The 18,143-nt window shown below is 60.6% G+C and carries 14 protein-coding genes and 4 tRNA genes; 7 read left to right on the forward strand and 11 right to left on the reverse strand.

Annotated features, from left to right (window positions below):
• Nucleotides 1-39 precede the first annotated feature (39 nt).
• Entirely contained in the window at nt 40-1,215 is a 1,176-nt protein-coding gene (locus tag JTJ32_RS21915; protein WP_210043262.1) for an acyl-CoA dehydrogenase family protein, read from the forward strand.
• Here the strand turns inward: JTJ32_RS21915 and JTJ32_RS21920 are convergent, their stop codons facing one another.
• From JTJ32_RS21920 to JTJ32_RS21930, 3 genes are all read right to left on the reverse strand, one after another.
• On the reverse strand, nt 1,216-3,486 hold the full coding sequence (locus JTJ32_RS21920) for a molybdopterin guanine dinucleotide-containing S/N-oxide reductase (RefSeq protein ID WP_210043263.1): 2,271 nt from the start codon (nt 3,484-3,486) through the stop codon (nt 1,216-1,218). It abuts the gene before it with no gap.
• A gap of 303 nt (nt 3,487-3,789) precedes the next feature.
• Nucleotides 3,790-4,701, reverse strand: coding sequence for an ABC transporter substrate-binding protein (locus tag JTJ32_RS21925; protein WP_210043342.1), 912 nt, complete (start codon nt 4,699-4,701; stop codon nt 3,790-3,792).
• A 174-nt stretch (nt 4,702-4,875) separates the two neighbouring features.
• Nucleotides 4,876-5,784, reverse strand: a complete 909-nt coding sequence (locus JTJ32_RS21930) for a LysR family transcriptional regulator (RefSeq protein ID WP_184320397.1) — start codon at nt 5,782-5,784, stop codon at nt 4,876-4,878.
• Nucleotides 5,785-5,899: 115 nt separating this feature from the next.
• Between JTJ32_RS21930 and JTJ32_RS21935 the strand changes: the two genes are divergently transcribed.
• The 3 genes from JTJ32_RS21935 (at nt 5,900) to JTJ32_RS21945 (ending at nt 10,760) form a co-directional block, all read left to right on the forward strand.
• Nucleotides 5,900-7,327: a mechanosensitive ion channel family protein gene (locus JTJ32_RS21935; protein WP_210043264.1), complete on the forward strand. Its 1,428-nt coding sequence runs from the start codon at nt 5,900-5,902 to the stop codon at nt 7,325-7,327.
• Nucleotides 7,328-7,487: 160 nt separating this feature from the next.
• Nucleotides 7,488-7,925: a helix-turn-helix domain-containing protein gene (locus JTJ32_RS21940; RefSeq protein WP_236059396.1), complete on the forward strand. Its 438-nt coding sequence runs from the start codon at nt 7,488-7,490 to the stop codon at nt 7,923-7,925.
• Nucleotides 7,926-7,988: 63 nt separating this feature from the next.
• A complete protein-coding gene (locus JTJ32_RS21945; protein WP_099229174.1) occupies nt 7,989-10,760 on the forward strand; it encodes an ATP-binding protein in 2,772 nt (923 codons plus the stop codon).
• Here JTJ32_RS21945 and JTJ32_RS21950 read toward each other — a convergent pair.
• On the reverse strand, nt 10,740-12,248 hold the full coding sequence (locus JTJ32_RS21950; protein ID WP_210043265.1) for an ATP-binding protein: 1,509 nt from the start codon (nt 12,246-12,248) through the stop codon (nt 10,740-10,742). The genes JTJ32_RS21945 and JTJ32_RS21950 overlap by 21 nt on opposite strands.
• Nucleotides 12,249-12,372: 124 nt before the next feature.
• On the reverse strand, nt 12,373-13,323 hold the full coding sequence (locus JTJ32_RS21955; protein WP_099229176.1) for a GlxA family transcriptional regulator: 951 nt from the start codon (nt 13,321-13,323) through the stop codon (nt 12,373-12,375).
• Between the two features lie 337 nt (nt 13,324-13,660).
• Here JTJ32_RS21955 and JTJ32_RS21960 point away from each other — a divergent pair, with 337 nt between their 5' ends.
• Complete coding sequence (locus tag JTJ32_RS21960; RefSeq protein ID WP_099229177.1) at nt 13,661-14,383, forward strand: pirin family protein; 723 nt, start codon at nt 13,661-13,663, stop codon at nt 14,381-14,383.
• Between the two features lie 213 nt (nt 14,384-14,596).
• Nucleotides 14,597-15,022 (forward strand): cupin domain-containing protein, encoded by a 426-nt coding sequence (locus tag JTJ32_RS21965; protein WP_099229178.1) that lies wholly within the window; start codon nt 14,597-14,599, stop codon nt 15,020-15,022.
• Between the two features lie 61 nt (nt 15,023-15,083).
• Here the strand turns inward: JTJ32_RS21965 and JTJ32_RS21970 are convergent.
• From JTJ32_RS21970 to JTJ32_RS21985, 4 genes are all read right to left on the reverse strand, one after another.
• Nucleotides 15,084-15,159, reverse strand: a tRNA-Gly gene (locus JTJ32_RS21970).
• 3 nt (nt 15,160-15,162) lie between these two features.
• Nucleotides 15,163-15,238 (reverse strand) — tRNA-Glu (locus JTJ32_RS21975).
• A 99-nt stretch (nt 15,239-15,337) separates the two neighbouring features.
• A tRNA-Gly gene (locus tag JTJ32_RS21980) sits at nt 15,338-15,413 on the reverse strand.
• 2 nt (nt 15,414-15,415) lie between these two features.
• Nucleotides 15,416-15,491: transfer RNA gene (locus JTJ32_RS21985), tRNA-Glu, on the reverse strand.
• 285 nt (nt 15,492-15,776) lie between these two features.
• Between JTJ32_RS21985 and JTJ32_RS21990 the strand changes: the two genes are divergently transcribed.
• Nucleotides 15,777-16,535, forward strand: coding sequence for a hypothetical protein (locus JTJ32_RS21990; RefSeq protein ID WP_099229179.1), 759 nt, complete (start codon nt 15,777-15,779; stop codon nt 16,533-16,535).
• A 151-nt stretch (nt 16,536-16,686) separates the two neighbouring features.
• Here the strand turns inward: JTJ32_RS21990 and JTJ32_RS21995 are convergent, their stop codons facing one another.
• Nucleotides 16,687-17,169, reverse strand: coding sequence for a free L-methionine (R)-S-oxide reductase MsrC (locus JTJ32_RS21995; RefSeq protein WP_210043266.1), 483 nt, complete (start codon nt 17,167-17,169; stop codon nt 16,687-16,689).
• Nucleotides 17,166-18,056, reverse strand: a complete 891-nt coding sequence (locus tag JTJ32_RS22000; RefSeq protein ID WP_099229181.1) for an ATP-binding protein — start codon at nt 18,054-18,056, stop codon at nt 17,166-17,168. The genes JTJ32_RS21995 and JTJ32_RS22000 overlap by 4 nt, the downstream gene beginning before the upstream one ends.
• Nucleotides 18,057-18,143 lie beyond the last annotated feature (87 nt).

Raw genomic sequence — 18,143 nt, forward strand, 5'->3', positions numbered from 1 at the left:
CAGTACGCTCCATCCAGCCCCGTTGCGAAAGGATCCCGCATGAGCCCTTTTCCCCTTCGTCAGCCGCTGCCCGAATCGGCCGCAGCGTTTGAAGCTCGACTGAGCAGCCTGACCGCCACCCTGGCCGAGACGGCTGAGCACTACGACGTCACTGCGCAATTTCCGCATGCCAATTTCAGCCTGCTGCACGAACAAGGCCTGACGGGGCTCGTGGTGCCAAGCGGCCTGGGCGGTGGCGGCGCGGATCTCGTAAAGGCACAGCAGGTGATCAATGCGATCGCTCGAGGCGAACCTTCCACGGCGCTGATTCTGGTGATGCAGTACCTGCAACACGCCCGCCTGCAGGACAACGTCAATTGGCCCCGCGACCTGCGCGTTAGGGTCGGCAAGGAAGCCGTTCGTGAAGGCGCGCTGATCAATGCCCTGCGGGTGGAGCCGGATCTGGGCACGCCCGCACGTGGCGGTTTGCCGGGCACTATCGCCCGTCGTACCGCTGAAGGCTGGCGCATCAGCGGTACCAAGATCTATTCCACCGGCAGTCACGGCCTGACCTGGTTTGCCGTGTGGGCGCGCAGCGATGACGACGACCCGCTGGTAGGCACCTGGCTGGTGCACAAGGACACGCCCGGCATTCAGATCATCGAGGACTGGGACCATCTGGGCATGCGCGCCACCAACAGTCACGAGATCCGCTTCGACAACGTGCTGGTGCCGCTGGAGCATGCGGTGAGCGTCAGCCCATGGAACGCACCGAAGTCGGATCTGGACCCCGCGGGCATGCTGTGGATGTCGGTGCTGCTGTCGTCGGTCTACGACGGCATCGCTCAGTCCGCACGCGACTGGCTGGTGGACTGGCTCGAACAACGCCAGCCTTCCAACCTCGGCGCAGCGCTTTCGACACTGCCGCGCTTCCAGGAGACCGTTGGCCACATCGACACGCTGCTGTTCGCCAATCGCAGCCTGCTTGACGCAGCGGCGCAGGGCCTGACGCCTGCTCAGCACGCGGGACAGATCAAATACCTGGTGACCGGCAATGCGATACGCGCCGTGGAACTGGCCATCGAAGCGTCCGGCAATCCCGGCCTGTCGCGCAGCAATCCACTGCAGCGCCATTACCGCAACGTGCTGTGCGGCCGGGTTCACACACCGCAGAACGATGCCGTGCTGATCGGCGTCGGCAAGGCCGCTTTCGCTGCCCGCAACACCAGTGTTTGATCAACCCATCGGTGGCGGCTCGAACGCCGTGACCGATGGCAGCGGCTCATTCCATTTGACGATTTCCACCGACGCCGTCTGTGCCGAGCAGCCTTGCGACAGGCTCGACGCACCGACGTCCCGCGTGATGACGTTGGGATTGCCGTGTTTCTCCAGGCTGCCCCGCTCGCCCCGCACCAGCGGATCGAACCACGCACCGGTCGCGATCTGCACCACGCCGGGCCGAATAGCCTCGGACACGATCACCCCGGCCAGAAACGCGCCACGTTCATTGAAAACCTTGATCACATCGCCATCGACAATCCCGCGTGCCTGCGCGTCTTTCGGATTCATGGTCAGCGGCTCGCGCTCGCGGATCTTCGAAGAACGGCTGTAACTGCCGTGGTCATACTGGCTGTGCAGCCGGGTCCTGGGCTGGTTGGACAGCAGGTGCAAGGCGAAGGCTGGCGCAGGTTTATCCAGCCACACCGGGTGCCCTGGACAGTCTGCATAACCAAATCCGGCGATGCGCTCGGAAAAGATTTCGATACGCCCGGACGGCGTCGGCAGCGGATGGGCATCCGGGTCATCCCGAAAGGCCTTGAGCAGCACATTGTCGGTTTCTGGAAAGTCGATTTCCAGCAGGCCATCGCGCCAGAACGTGTCGAACGCTGGCAACGCGATGCCGAACGACTCGGCACGCTGACGGGAATCGTCATAGATGAACCGCAACCAGGCCTGGGCATCGCGGCCCTCGGTGAACGTCTCGGCAACGTCCATGCGCTCGGCCAGACCGGCGAAGATCGTATAGTCGTCGCGGGACTCGCCTACCGGCTGAATGGCCTGCTGCATGGCAATCATGAACCGGTCGGACGCTGAACTGCCGATGTCATTGCGCTCCAGCGCAGTGGTCGCGGGCAATACTATATCGGCGTACCTGGCCTGCGCGGTCCAGAACTGCTCGTGAACGATAATGGTCTGCGGACGCTGCCAGGCGCCCAGCAGCCGGTTGAGGTCCTGATGGTGATGGAAAATGTTTCCGCCTGCCCAGTACACCAACTTGATATCGGGATAGGTATGACGCTGGCCGTTGTAATCGAACGGGGTGCCGGGGTTGAGCAACATGTCGGTCACCCGCGCCACGGGGATGAACGCCTTGACCGGGTTGCTGCCCTGGGAAAAGCGCGGCCCGGAGAACGCCTTGCGTCCGCTGCCGGTGTTGTTCATACAGCCATATCCAAGGCCGAAACCTGCACCAGGCAGGCCGATCTGCCCCAGCAATGCAGCGAGGGTCACGGTCATCCAGAACGGCTGCTCGCCATGCACCGAGCGCTGCAGCGAATAGGCAACGTTGATCATGGTGCGCTTGCCGGCCATCTGGCGCGCCAGCTGGACGATCTGTTCCGAGGGAATATCCGTCAGCGCTGCGGCCCAGTCCGGGCTTTTCGGTTGATTGTCGGTGTGACCGAGCAGGTAAGCGCGAAAGCGTTCATAGCCAACGGTGTAGCGTTGAACGAATGACTCGTTGTGCAGGTTCTCGGTGATCAGCACGTAGGACAGCGCCATCATCAAGGCCGTGTCACTGCCGGGCCTGACCGGCAGCCACTGGATCTGCGCAGGGCCTGCAAGGTCTTCACGCAGCGGGCTGACGTTGACGAACTGCACACCTGCGTCAGACATTTTTTGCAGCGCGTCGGTCAGCAGGTGATCCGTTGCGCCGCCAGGGCTGGTCTGGGCGTTCTTGGCAGGCAGGCCGCCGAACGCGACGAACAGCTCGCAGTGTTCGGCGAGGTTTTTCCATGAGGTGTGAGCCGCCAGCAGCCAGTCCATGCTGCCCACAATATGCGGCATAAGCACCCGTCCGGCGCCCAGGCTGTAGCTGTCGGTGCTGGACACATAACCGCCAATGCAGTTGAGGAAACGGTGTAACTGGCTTTGGGCGTGATGAAAGCGCCCGGCACTGCCCCACCCGTAACTGCCGCCAAAAATCGCCTGATTACCGTGCTCCTGCCTGACCCGTTTCAGTTCACGGGCGACCAGATCCAGTGCAACCTCCCACGACACCTCAACGAAAGGTTCCTGCCCGCGCAAGTGCGCACGCCCGCCCTCCTGCTCCAGAAAACTGCGCCGCACGGCCGGACGCATAATGCGTGTCGACGAGGTGATGGCCGCTGCCACCGAGTCACCGATGGGCGAAGGGTCCTTGTCCCACTCGACAGGCTGCAAGGCTTGCAGCTTGCCATTCACAACCTGCGGGCGATAAGCGCCCCAGTGCAGCGAGGTCAGACTCATGTCAGGGCGGACTCCTTGGGTTTGGTGATGTTTATCGTGTTCGACACCCGAATGCAAAATCCGTGGCAACCAAAAAAACCGAGGGGCAGCTTGCCGGCGATGGCGTCCATTCAGCAATGGATCAGTCGCTTGATAAACCGATTGGCCGGCCACCATTTCTGCGTTTGAGCAGATTGCACGTTGCTGATCGTGCCCGTCACGTCCGGACGCGGCGCGTCCCGAGAGGCATTCCCACGCGAAGCGTGAGAAACGGTCATCTTCCCTTGTTGATCGTACCGATGTTGGTCGTACCGAACGCTCGATCTAGCGTGACACCTGGGTCTGGCTCTGGAGCACGGCGTTGAATGATTCGTCGAACACGCTTGCTGCGGGATAGCTTTTGGTCAGTCCGGCACCGTTGAAGAACTCGATGGTTTGTTGTGCGCCTGCGACGACGTCAGGGGTGATGGGCACGACGGTGACCTGGGCGCGGGAGAACCAGCGGCTGGCGACTTGCGCGTCGGCCTTGGTCAGGGCGGACCAGGCACTGGCGTAGATTTCGTTGTGCTGCGGGTCACTTACTGACCAGGCGCGGGCGGCTTGCAGGCGCTGGAGAAAATCGCTGATCTGCGACCGCTTGTCCCTGATCGAGCGGTCGTTGGCGACAATGAAACTTTGTGCCGGTATCAACCCTTTGGCCGTCGTGATGATGCGTGCGCCCTGACGTTCCTGCTGGGTGACGTAGGGCTCCCAGGTGGCAATCGCGTCCACCGAGCCGCCTTCCAGCGCGTGGGAGGAATCCAGCGCGCTCAGGTAGCGATAATCCACGGCATCGCGAGCGATACCGGCCTTGTCCAGCGCGGTCAGCATCAACTGCTGACTGAACGAGCCTTTCCAGATCGCGACCTTCTTGCCCGCCAGATCGGCCACGGTTCTGATGGGCGAGTCCTTGCGCACCACAATCGCCACGCCTTCAAGGTTTTGCCGCGAGACACCGATCACCTTGATCGGCGCACCCAGCGCTCCCATGAACAGCGCGGGCGAATCGCCCAGCAATCCCACATCCAGACTGCCGACGTTCAAGGCTTCCGCCACAGGCGAGCCTGCCGTGAACTGTTTCCACTCGATGTCGTACGGCACGTCCTTGAGCACGCCGGCGGCCTCCATCACGGTGCGGGCGCTGTAGCTCTGGTCGCCGACAATGAGATTCGCGGCATGCGCACCGGCCGACACCATAAGCGCCAGGGCCAGGCCCGTTGTCCAGCGGGTGATTGTTTTCGCCACAGGTGCTCTCCACAGGTCATCAACAGATGCGTCTTCACGCAGATGGCACGACCCTAACACCCGGCACAAAATTAGCTAAATTCATTTTTGATCTAGCCTAATATGCAAAATAATCAGCTAAAGGTTTTACCCCTGACGGTCATCCAGGTCGATGCCCGAGTCCAGCCGCTCGCGCAGAAACTCGATGAAGGCCTGCACTGGCCGGGAAGCCTGGCGATGCTGCGGATACACCGCTGACAGGGTCAGCGGCTCCGGGCGCAGATCGTCCAGCACTCGCACCAGACTGCCGTTACGCAAGGCCGCGCCGACAATGAACGTCGGCAGGTACGTGATGCCCAGCCCCGCCACCGCCGCATCGCGCAACAGCTCACCATTGTTGACCCGCATCCGCCCGCTGACGCTGAGGTTCAGCGGTTTGCCTGCGCCCTGAAAACGCCATTGCACCTGACGACCATGGCCGTACGGCAGGCAGTCGTGGGCGTGCAGGTCCTCAGGTTTTTCCGGCGTGCCGCGCTCGGCCAGATAAGTCGGGCTGGCGCAGTAGACCCGGTCGATTGTCGCGATGCGCCGGGCGATCAGCGTGGAGTCCTCCAGCACGCCGATGCGCAGCACCAGGTCGTAGCCCTCGCTGAGCAGGTCCACCGGACGGTCACTCAGGTCCACTTCGACCGACACATCGCGGTAGCGCTGCAGAAACAGCGGCAGCAGGCAGCCCAGGTGTGCCACGGCAAACGACAGCGGCGCACTCAGGCGCAGGGTGCCGCGTGGCTCGCTGTTCTGGCCTGTGATGCCCTGCTCCACCTGCTCGACTTCAGCGAGCAGACGCAGGGACGATTCGTAGTAACTCTGGCCCAGCGGCGTAACGTCCAGCCGCCGCGTCGAGCGGTTAAGCAGGCGTACGCCCAATCGCTCTTCCAATTGCATCAGCCGTCTGCTGACGAACTGCTTGGACAGTCCCAGCTTGTCGGAAGCTGCCGTGAAGCTGCCCGACTCCATCACTTGGCAAAAGATACGCATGTCTTCAAAAGGGTTCATTGTCACGACCTGGTTGACAGTTAAACGCTTTATAGCCGCTTTTTTGCATTTCAGCACCTGATTAGTCTGTGTCCACAGGCAAAAGCCCATTCCCAACGTTCTGTGGAGTCATCCCATGCATCAGTCATTGAGCCATCCCCTGCTCTGGAGCGCCCTGCTGCTGTTGGCCGATGTGCTGATCTGGCACCTGGCACCGGTGCGTCAGCGGGTGGCGCAGGTCAGCATTCGGCTGGCGCTGTTTCTGGCGTTCAGCACACTCATCATCAACGCGGGGATCAGTCCGTTGCAGGCCCCGTCCTGGCCGGATGACAGCGTGATCCAGCTGGGTGCCACGGCCCTGGCGATTCTCTGGTGGGTCTACGCCGCAAGGGTGCTGACCGTGTTGATCGGTCTGGCGCTGATGCACCGTATCGGACACAGCGGACGCCTGTTGCAGGACGTGATCGGCGCGCTGGTTTTCCTGATTGCCGTGGTAGCGGCCGCAGGCTATGTACTGGAGTTGCCGGTCAAGGGCCTGCTGGCAACGTCAGGGGCGATGGCGATTATCGTCGGTCTGGCGTTGCAGAGCACACTGAGCGACGTGTTTTCCGGGATCGTGCTCAACGCCACCAAGCCTTATCAAGTGGACGATCTGGTGTCGATCGACGGCGTCGAGGGCAAGGTGCTCGACATCGACTGGCGCGCCACACATCTGCTGACTCACGCAGGCAGCACCGCCGTAGTGCCCAATTCGGTGGCGGCCAAGGCCAAGATCGTCAACCTCAGTCGCCCGACCAACATGCACGGCGTTTCGATCAGCATCCAGGTACCGACCCACATACGTCCGCGCCGGGTGCTCGACGCTCTGGAACGCACCCTGCAGGGCAGCAGCAGCCTGTTGCTGAGCCCTGCGCCAAAGGCCGTACTGCATGCGTCGGGGGACAGCATGTCGGAATACGTGGCCAGTGGTTTCATCGCCGACTTGAGTAAAAAAGGCGAAGTGCGCAACCAATTGTTCGACCTCGCCCACCGACACCTGGAAGCCGCCGGGATCGTTCGCCAGCCCGACGCCGTCGTCGAGCCAGCTTCCCGGGCCCGTGCGCTGCTGGAAGAAGTGAAAGTGTTCCGTTCGCTCAGCGAGGAGGAGCGTGATCAGTTGGCACAACACATGACCGCTCAGCAGTACTCCGCAGGCCAGGTGGTGCTGGACCTGAACGAGGTGCCCGACGGCCTGTTCGTGATCGCCACCGGTGTGATCAGTGCGGCCGTGGTCAATGGCGAGCAACGCGTCGAAGCCGGTCGCATGGGGCCGAGCGAAGTGTTGGGCGAACAGGGCCTGTTGGACGACACGCCGTCCGAAGCCTGTTTCACCGCGCTGACTTCCAGCATCGTCTATCGCATCGACAAGGACATCGCCCGCGCCTGCATGGCGCAATCCAGCCAGGTCAATACGGCCCTGCACAAGCTGCAGGCGGTACGTCAGAAGAACAGCCACTCGATCCTGCTGGCCCGCCCGCCGCAGGTCAGAAAGGGCGGCTTCCTCGGCTGGTTGCAAAGCCGTTGAGATGCCCGTGGCAGAGCTGTCGCGCAATCAGTTAGCCACCATCCGGAAGACCCGGAATTAACAACGATTAACTCGTCAGTACGGCTCGCGGAAATCAAGAATAGCGGCCTCTGCGCAAATTCTTGCCCATGGAAAGCTCATCCCACCACGGACATTTGCCATGACCCACTATTCAAGTTTTGCCTGCAAGCTTTGCCCTGATGCGCTGCACAGCGAGAAAACCGTCCGCAACAGCGGTGGGTTGTCCCCCTGGCGAGAACGTCTGGCCAAGCAACTGATTCGTGACAACCTGAGTGAAAACATCGAAGTGGCCGAGTTGGCTCGGGCCTGCGCCCTGTCGCGCAGTTACTTCTCCCGCGCCTTCAAATGCAGCACCGGACTGTCGCCTCAGGAGTGGATCCGCGAGCAGCGTCTGGCCCGCGCCAAATGCCTGATTCAACACACCGCCATGAGCCTGACCCAGATCAGTCAGGAATGCGGGTTCTGTGATCAATCGCATTTTTCGCATATCTTCTCCCGCGCCGAAGGCATCAACCCCTTCACGTGGCGCGGCCATGCGAGAAATGCAGGTCAGGGTGAAGGGATGTCAGCGTCGTGACTGGCAGCCGTTAAGCTACGCTGCACGCAGACGTCCCCAATCCCTCTGAACTGGAAAAGACCGTTGACCGTTCTCAACGAGCAGGCCATGCGTTTCGGCCCTTATCGCATCTATCCGCAACAGCGTCTGGTGCTGGAAGCCGATAGACCGCTGCGGCTGGGCAAGCGCGCCGTGGACATCCTGCTGGTGCTGCTGGAACACGCCGGAAAGGTGGTCAGCAAGCAGCACCTGATAAACCGGGTCTGGCCCAGAACCGTGGTCGAAGACGGCAACCTGCGTGTGCACATGGCTGCCTTGCGCAAGGCGCTTGGCGATGGTCAGGCAGGGCAACGCTACATCGTGACAGTGGCGCAACGCGGTTACAGCTTTGTCGCCCCGTTTACCCTGGAACATAGCGAAAACACGCCGGATGCCTGGATGAATACCCCGCCCCATCACAATCTGCCCATGCGGCGCGCACGCATGCTGGGCCGGGAAGCACTGGTCGAACGCCTGGTCAGCCAGTTGCAGCAGCACCGATTCATTTCTCTGGTCGGCCCCGGCGGAATCGGCAAGACCACCACCGCCCTGCGCGTTGCCGAACAGTTGATCGACCGCTATCACGACGGCATCCGTCTGCTCGATCTGGCACCGCTGACCGATCCTGCGGTAATCGTCCCGCACCTGGCGTCACTGCTGGAACTGTCGTTGCCCGACGACCGCCCCGTCAATCACATGGCTGCGTATCTGCGCGAGCGACACATGCTGCTGGTGATCGACAACTGCGAACACATGATTGATGCCATCGCGCAACTCAGTGAACACATCCTGCGCAGCGCGCCGCACGTGCATATCCTGACCACCAGTCGCGAGCCTTTGAGGGCTGAAGGCGAATTCGTGCAACGGGTGGATGCGCTGGATTGCCCGCCGCCGGACAGCGATCGCGCTTGCGCCATGGGCTTCGCGGCCCTGCAACTGTTTGTCGAGCGGGCCATGGCCAGTCATGAACAGTTCGAACTGACCGATGAAAACCTGCCGCTGGCCATCGAGCTGTGTCAGCGACTGGACGGTATCCCGCTGGCCATCGAGCTTGCTGCGGCGCAAGTCGGAAACCTGCGCCTGAGCGGCGTTCTGGAGCATTTGCAGCAGAGCTGCCGGGAGCATTGCGACGACCCGTCCGACGCGATGACCCGCCACCAGACGCTGCGCACCACGCTGGACTGGAGCTACCAGATGCTCAGCGTGTGCGAACAGAACTGTCTGCAGCGACTGGGGATCTTCAAGGGCCGTTTCTCGCTGGAGTCGGCCGCCGCAGTGATCACCGATCAGCCAGTGGCGACCTACGAAGTGTTCAACGCCATCACGCAACTGGTGGCCAAATCCCTGCTGAACGTGGAAGTCGGTGATGACGAGGTGTTCTATCACCTGCTCGACACCACGCGCCGTTATGCGCTGGAAAAACTGCGCATTCACCATGAGCTGCCTGCCACGCAGGAGCGGCACGCGCGACGCTGTCTGGCCATCATGGAGCAGGCTCGACTGGACTGGGAAAAGGTTTCCACCGCACAGTGGATCGAACGTTACAGCCGCAACCTAGAAGACATTCGGTCTGCGCTGGCCTGGGGATTGAACACAGACGCGCCGCAGATCGTTGCCATTCGCCTGGTGGCTCAGTCGGCACCGCTCTGGCAGGAACTGTCTCTGCTCAAGGAGCACGGCCATTACGTGCGCAGGGCGTTGAGACTGCTGGACGCCAATCCCCTGCCCTGCCTGGACTTGAAAATGGTCCTGAAACTGGCGCAGGGCAATTTTTCCTACCACACCGTTGGCGGTACGCCGGAAACGGTGGAGGCGTTCAGCACTGCGCAGGTGCTGGCAGAGCAGTCGGGCGATCTGGCCGGTCAATTGCAGGCGATTTCCGGTCTGGTGGCTGTCAACCTGTGCAATGGTCACTACCCGCAAACGATTGAACAGAGCCGCCAGTTCAACCGCCTGGGGTTCGACACCAATGAGGCGTTGCGTTTGAGCGCGCAACGCCTGCGTGCACTGGCGCTGCATTACAACGGCGACCAGCGACAGGCCAGGCGAGACGCCGAACAGGTCATCCAGCACATGGCGCATAACGGCCATCTGAACCGCTTTACCCAGGGCTTCGGCATTCAGTACGACCTGAGCGTCGCGTCCCTGACCTTGCTGGCGCGCATTCTCTGGATGCAGGGTCTGCCTGAGCAGGCCGCACGCACGGCCACTCAAGCACTGGAGATTGCGTTACAGATCAACCACGGCGCGTCCATCTGCTACAGCCTGGCTGTGGCCGGTTGCGCCATCGCGTTCTACAACGGTGATCTCCAGGTCGCAGGCGAGAGGGTGAAACTGTTGCAGGAACAGGCCCAGAAACACTCGGTCCTGCTGTTCCATCGCTGGGCGGGCTTTTACGAGCAATTGTTGAGCGAGTCCGCTACGCCAGACGACCGGCCTCAGGGCTCAGGCCTGATTCGGGACATTATGGTCACACTGCGCCCCGGTCTGTTGGACCTGGCGTTGGTGGAGCGGGCTCAAGCGGGTCTGGCAGGCTGGTGCACAGCGGAGATGCTGCGGTGCCGAGCCGAAACCGTGCAGGCGTATGACGAGGACGGCGCCGAGGCGCTGCTGATCCAGGCGCTGGAAGTGGCGCGCGCTCAGCACGCGCTGGCGTGGGAATTGCGCAGTGCGACATCACTGGCGGGGCTTTGGCAGCGCCAGGGCAAGGGGCAGCAGGCACGGATTCTGCTCGCGCCGGTTCATGCCCGCTTCAGCGAAGGATTTGCTACGCCGGACCTGCTGGCGGCACGCGCGCTACTCGACCGCTTGCACTGACTTCGCCATGAAGCGCTGCAGGCTGACGTGACGGGCGTGGCGCGCCGTGAACGTTTGAAGTTCACCAGCATCTTCGAGCTTTTCCAGCCCATACAGGCGGGTGGTGTGCGCAAGACGGTAACGCGACACGCCGACGCCAGGCACACTCGATAGCCAGGAGTGACGCTCCAGCTGGACAAGTGCCTCCCACACCGAGTGCGCGTCCAGCCCGTCACACCCGATCACATCCACTGCGGATTCGCTCGTGAAGGCTTTGTCGAAGACAGCCAGGCGACGCAGCACTGCCTGCTCGCGCAGGCTCAGGCATTGATGACTCCAGTCAAGCGAAGCCCTGAGCGACTGATGACGTGGGACGGCCGTACGGCGCCCCTGCGTCAGCCACTGAAAACATTGATCCAGACGCGCGTGCAAGCCGACCAGCGCAAAGGCGTTGATCTGCACTGCCGCAAGTTCCAGCGCCAAGGGCACACCATCGAGCTTGCGACAGAGCTCGCCCATGACCTTCATGTCACGGTCCCGCAGGACCAGACCCTGCTGGCAGGCCTGGGCGCGACTGACGAACAATTGCACCGCTGGATACGCAAGGCCCTGCTCGACACTGAGCTGCGCGGATGCAGGCGGAACGGTCAACGGTTCCAGTGGAAACAGTCGCTCGTCCTGCAGATCCAGCGGTCGTCGACTGGTCGCCAGAACGGCGAGCTCCCCGGACTGCGTCAACAGCGCGCCGACCCACTGCCGACAGGCATCGTCGATCGTTTCGCAATTGTCGGCAATCAAGAGACGACGCCCCTGCGCCAGTTCGGCGGTCAGGCTCGACAGGCACGGCTCCCCGTCCCGCTGCAAGAGACCGGCCAGGCAGACCGCCAGCGCCTGCTCATTGTCCACCACAGAGAAATCGATGACACACACACCATCCTGATAGCGCGACACCAGACGCTCAGCCACGCGGCAGGCCACGGTCGATTTGCCGATTCCACCCGCCCCCGTCAGCGTGATGAAGCGTTTTGCAGGCAGTTGCCGCACCAGCTTGCCCACCACCTCATCGCGCCCCACGACATGAGTGAGACGCACAGGCAGATTGTTGGGAGCGCAGGCCGGCTCGGGCCTTTCTGACTTCGCGGCCCTGTGAACAGGCGCCACGAATCGATATCCGCGCTGCGGCAGCGTCTCGATGTAACGCTGCCCGTCATCGAGCGCGCGGCGCAAGGCTGCAATCTGCACCCGCAGGTTGATCTCTTCGACGAAGGAATCGGGCCAGACCTGCGCGATCAGGGCCTCCTTCTCTACCGCGCTACCTGCGCGCTCTATCAGGACCAGCAGGATATCCAGTGCTCGCCCACCCAGACGCAACGGTTCACCCTCGCGCAAAATCTGGCGCTGGCGCACATGGAATACGTAGGGACCGAACCGCAGCACCTCATCCCGTGGGGACGTTTCCGGTAGGTTCGATGTGTCTGGCTGGCTGAAACGCCTGGGCTGGCAGTCCATTGCATCACCTTGCTGAATAGATCCTATTCATCTTGGCAGGCAATGAAGATGGAACAAGTTGCACGGGGGGAGTCACACGGTCAATGCGATGCCAGATACGGACACCCCCGCAACTCACCCGAAACTAACTGAATTGCTCACGGTATTGGCTGGGCGTCAGACCCAGCTTTTCACCGAACAGAAAGCGCATGTGCCGCACGCTGCCAAAGCCGCTCCGGTAAGCCACTGTCTTGAGCGGCAGGTCACTGATCTCCAGCAGGCTTCTGGCGCGATCGATACGTGCGTTCTGCAGAAACTCCATGGGCGTCATCTGCACTTCGCGGGAAAACAGCCGGGCGAAATGCCGGGCGCTCATGTTGGCCATACTGGCCATGCGCTCGACGCTGAACGATTCGTCCAGATGCTCCAGCACGTAATTCTGCACCCGTGTAACGGCGGTTTCGTTAGGCGCGACAGCCGCCATCAACGGACTGAACTGTGCCTGGCCACCCTGACGCTTCATCAGTACCAGCAATACCTTGGCGACGTCCTGCGCGACTTTCTTGCCGTGATCCTGAGCAACGATTGCCAGCGCCAGGTCGATACCGGCCGTTACCCCGCCGGAGGTCAGCAGGTTGCGGTCATTGATGTAGATCTGATCGGTCTCGACGATGGCCTTGGGAAAGCGCTTGATCAGACGTTCGGTGTAATGCCAGTGGGTGGTGACTCGGTGACCATCCAGCAGACCCGCCTCGCCGAGAATGAACGCGCCGGTGCAGATCGAGCCGATACATCCCGCCTGCGCCCTGGCGCTCAATAGCCAGTCCACCAGCGACTGATGTTTATCGTCATAGGCTCCCGGCCCGCCGGGCACCAACAGCAAATCGTGGCTGCCAGCGACTTGCTCCAGATGAGCATCGGCCATCACCCGCACACCATTGGATGCCCGGATGGCACCGTGTTGCGTACCGACGGTGCTTATCTGGTAGTGCTTTTCCAGCGCCAGGTAGCGGTTGGCGATGGAAAAGACTTCCATGGGGCCTGCCATGTCGAGCAGAAGAAACTCCGGGAACAGGACCATTGCTACGGTTTTCATGAATGAGGCGTCACTTGAAAAAAGTAAAGGTCGGGGGCGCATTATGGCGAAGATCGCAGGCGATGGGGATTATGTGCCTGGATCAGACCCGATTCGGACAGGCAGTTCCATCCGAAACGGTATATGCCTCTTGAAAAACACTCGTTTGGCAAAGACGAGACGGTGAAACAGCGCTATGACAGATGAGAGCAAAGTGCTCGACTGACTAACTGTCAACTTAGGTGAGACAGTCATTCGTATTTCAGCTACTTATTGCACCCGCAGATAACCAGTAACCTTCATCTCACTTGGTCGATGTCTGAATCTGCAGCGTCGACATCTGGATGGAGAAACTATCATGCTGACTCTTCGCAAAGCTTCCGATCGTGGCGCAGCCGATCACGGCTGGCTGAAATCCTTTCACACCTTCTCGTTCGCCAACTATCGCAACCCGAACGAACAGGGCTTCTCCGACCTGCTGGTGATCAACGACGATCGCGTGACCGCGGGCAAAGGCTTCGGACAGCACCCGCACCGCGACATGGAGATTTTCTCCTACGTGCTTGAAGGTGCGCTGGAACACAAGGACACCCTCGGGACGGGCTCGGTGATTCGTCCCGGTGACGTGCAACTGATGAGTGCCGGCAGCGGCGTGGCGCACAGTGAGTTCAACCACTCGCAAACCGAGGGCGTGCACTTTCTGCAGATCTGGATCGTACCGAATGTCAGCGGTGCCACTCCAAAGTATCAGCAAGAGCATTTCAGCCCCCAACAGAAACGCGGCCGCCTGCAGTTGATCATTTCGCCCGACGGCGAGAACGGAGCGCTGAATGTGCGTCAGGATGCTCGCGTGTATGCGGGTCTGTTCGACGGTAGCGAAACCGCCACGCTTGAACTGGCCGCCAATCGCTACGCCTATGTGCACGTTGCACGCGGCAGCGTGGTACTCAATGGTCAGGCGCTGGGTGAAGGCGATGGTGTACGTCTGCGTGACGAGCAGGTCATTACCCTGACTCAAGGGGTGGATGCCGAGGTGCTGGTGTTCGACCTGCGGCCCAATGAACTGCCGCAGATGCCGTGATGGTTGAAAGCCTTTCATCGAAACATGCAGAACGCCGCCTCATTGGACGGCGTTTCTGTATACGCCATACTTCAGGCGCACAGCGCTAGGGCACACTTTTTACTTTGTTTCACTTGAACGCCTTCTTTGCCTGATTCACGCTCCGCCCAAAGCGTGTTGGCGTTCCGCCCCGTATCACTGTCGATTTTTAACTATCAGCCGGAAGGACTGACCATGCCCCACGACCATCAACAGGATTGCGTGCTGTTGAAACCTGCTGCGACCTATCAGGGCAAACAGGGCCTTGATTATAAGGTCGGGATATCGGCCGAAAGCGCAGGTGCCCGGCATATTCACATGCAACTGCTGACCATCCCGCCTGGTGGCAAAGGCAAGGCGCACAAACACCAGGAGCACGAAACCGCCATCTATGCATTGAAAGGCGGAACAGGTTGCTGGTACGGCGAAGCGCTCGAGAAACATGCGACCGTGGAGGAAGGCGACTTTTTCTACATTCCCGCAGGCATGCCGCACGTGCCGTACAACCTGAGCAACGAGCATGAAGCCACCGCCCTCATCGCTCGCACCGACCCCAACGAACAGGAAAGCGTGACACTGATGCCGGAACTGGATGCATTGCTGGCTGAACGACTGGCTTGAAAGCCGGGCTTAAAACGCGCATGCAAAAACGCCGCTCTGTTGAGCGGCGTTTTTGTGAATTTGGAGCGGGAAACGAGACTCGAACTCGCGACCCCGACCTTGGCAAGGTCGTGCTCTACCAACTGAGCTATTCCCGCAAATGGCGTCCCCTAGGGGACTCGAACCCCTGTTACCGCCGTGAAAGGGCGGTGTCCTAGGCCACTAGACGAAGGGGACACTGCCTGAAACATCATGGTGTATGTTCCAGTTCCAGACCTCATCCGAAGACGGTTCTGGTTTCACTCAACCCTGCCGTGAAGCAAGGCTGCTTAAAAATGGAGCGGGAAACGAGACTCGAACTCGCGACCCCGACCTTGGCAAGGTCGTGCTCTACCAACTGAGCTATTCCCGCAATGGCGTCCCCTAGGGGACTCGAACCCCTGTTACCGCCGTGAAAGGGCGGTGTCCTAGGCCACTAGACGAAGGGGACACACGTACAACATTCACTACTTATTGCGCTTCGCTGTGTGCTTTACGCTGTAAGTGGCGCGCATTCTATGGATGGTTTGAAGGGTCGTCAACCCCATTCTGAAAATTTATTGAAATCAACGACTTCGCCCCCGTTCAGGGCACCGACCGACGGTTTGCGATTACGTACCTATAATAGAAGCGATATGACAAAGTCCGACGGGCACATCTATGCGCAGTAGTGCTTAGCCACTACACTCCCTGCAAAATTACTTGAACAATTGAGGTTTGCGCAGTGACTCCACTCATGATCACGCTGATGGTAATAGCCGGTATCGCTGTGCTGATCGCGATCGGCTATTTGAACCATGTCGCTGAAAACAGCAAACTGGACAAGGCACGCACCAAGGTCGAGCTGAACGACCGTTTGCGTCGGTGCGGCGAAATCACCGAAGTGTTTCCGGGCCAACTGATGTCTCCGGCACTCAAACTGCTGCTGACCCGCCTGGAGCTGAATGTCGTGCAGCGCATGCTGGCACTGGAAAAAGGCAACGCCCAACTCAAAAGCCGCGTTGCCGAACTTGAAGAGCAAGTGGCCAAGGGCGACCGCATCGAAGTGACCAACCCTGTCACACCGATCCAGACCGAAGCCAAGGCCAAGGACGTGCGCTTCCTGCTTGAAGCGTTGCATGGTCAGGTGACACGCGCTGCCCACGATGGCTTCCTGCAGACCAGCGAAGCCAAGCACTGGATTCGCGAAATTCGCACGATTCTGGTCAACCTGCATATCGAGTTCTTCAACAACCTCGGTCAGATGGCACTTTCCCAGGATCAGCCAGGTCAAGCGCGTTTGGCATTCGAACGTGGCGTGCAATACCTGCGCAACCAGCCGGACCCGGTCACTTATCAACAGCAATTGCTGGCGATGGAAAAGCAACTGGCCCGCGCCAATTCCATGGTCCTGACCAATACCGCCCCGACTGCCGATGACGACAACGCGCTGACTGAAGGCCTCAAGGCTGACGAAACCGAATCGGAATGGAAGAAGAAAGTCATCTACGATTGATGACTTGCCGCCTCTGCCCCCCGACACAACCAGATGCACCTGCAACATCTGACTGTGGAAAGCGGCTTGCCGGCGATGGCGTCCTGTCAGTCGCTGACAGGTCGCCCGGAAAGCCGCCTCCCCCCGTTTATAAGCGTCTGCCGCAACCCACTTAGCAGTCGGTCGCAGCCAGAAAGATCGCCGCCAGACGTTCGATACCCGCCTGATCCACCTCACTGAAACGCCCCACGCTCGGGCTGTCCAGGTCCAGCACACCGACCAATATTCCGTCCTTGATCAATGGCACGACCAGTTCGCTGTTCGATGCGCTGTCGCAGGCGATGTGACCGGCAAAACTGTGCACATCCTCGACACGCTGGGTTGCCCTGCTCTGCGCCGCTGCGCCGCACACACCGCGCCCGAAAGGAATTCGCACGCAGGCAACCTGCCCCTGAAACGGCCCGAGAACCAGCTCTTCGTTGCGATTGAGGTAAAAGCCCGCCCAGTTCAGATCATCGATCTGGGTGTACAGAAAAGCGGAAAACTGCGCGGCATTGGCAATGAAGTCGCGCTCATCCGCCAGCAAGGCTTCCAGTTGCGCGGCCAGCAGGTTGTAACCGTCCAGGCCTGTGCCCGTGTCTTGCAGATTGATCATGTATGTTGCTCCAGCAATTGAAGGCCCACCCAGTAACGTGCGAACTGGTAGGCACAGCGACCATTTCGATTACCGCGTCCGGTCGCCCAGCGGACCGCGGCCTTGTCCAGATCCTCATCGCGCTTCCAGCCAAGGCCGGATTTCAAAGCCAGTTGAGTGATCCAGTGTTCGACGACATTCAGGTAATGATCCTGCGTGAAGGGATAGAACGACAGCCACAGCCCGAAACGGTCGGACAGGGCAATCTTGTCCTCCACCGCCTCGCTCGGATGAAGCTCGCCGTCGACCTGCTGCCAGTTGGCATTGTCGCTCTCCTTTTCAGGCACGAGATGACGACGGTTGGAGGTGGCGTAAAGCAGCACGTTGTCGGGCGCCTGCTCCAGTGACCCGTCGAGGACACTCTTGAGCACCCTATAATCACCCTCGCCCGACTCGAAAGACAGATCATCGCAGAACAACACGAAGCGCTGTGGCAACTTCTGCAGTTGCTCCACGAGACGCGGCAGGTCGCCCAGGTGATCGCGTTCGATCTCGATCAGGCGCAGGCCCGACGCTGCATATTCGGCCAGCAGCGCGCGAATCAGCGATGACTTGCCCGTACCGCGCGAACCCCACAGTAGCGCATGGTTGGCCGGCAGGCCGTCAATGAACTGGCGAGTATTGCGGCCCAGTTGCTCACGCTGCAGATCGACACCGATCAAGTCGGACAGACGCATATCGAGACTGACCTCAAGCGGCATCAGATAGCCGCTACGGCCCTCACGCACCCAGCGGGCGGCCAGCGCCTGCGTCCAGTCCACCGGTTCGCGCAGCGCGGGCAGCAAAGGCTCCAGACGTGCAAGTACCGCGTCCGCACGCTCAAGAAATGCATTCATCCGGGAATCCACGGTTTCTCCTCATATTTAACTGACTGATCATCTGCCCCGATCAGCTATGCTTGCCCGGCACTGGGCACCTGAAGTGGCAGTTAGTAT

It is taken from the genome of Pseudomonas alliivorans (assembly GCF_017826695.1).
Classification (GTDB): Bacteria; Pseudomonadota; Gammaproteobacteria; order Pseudomonadales; family Pseudomonadaceae; genus Aquipseudomonas; species Aquipseudomonas alliivorans.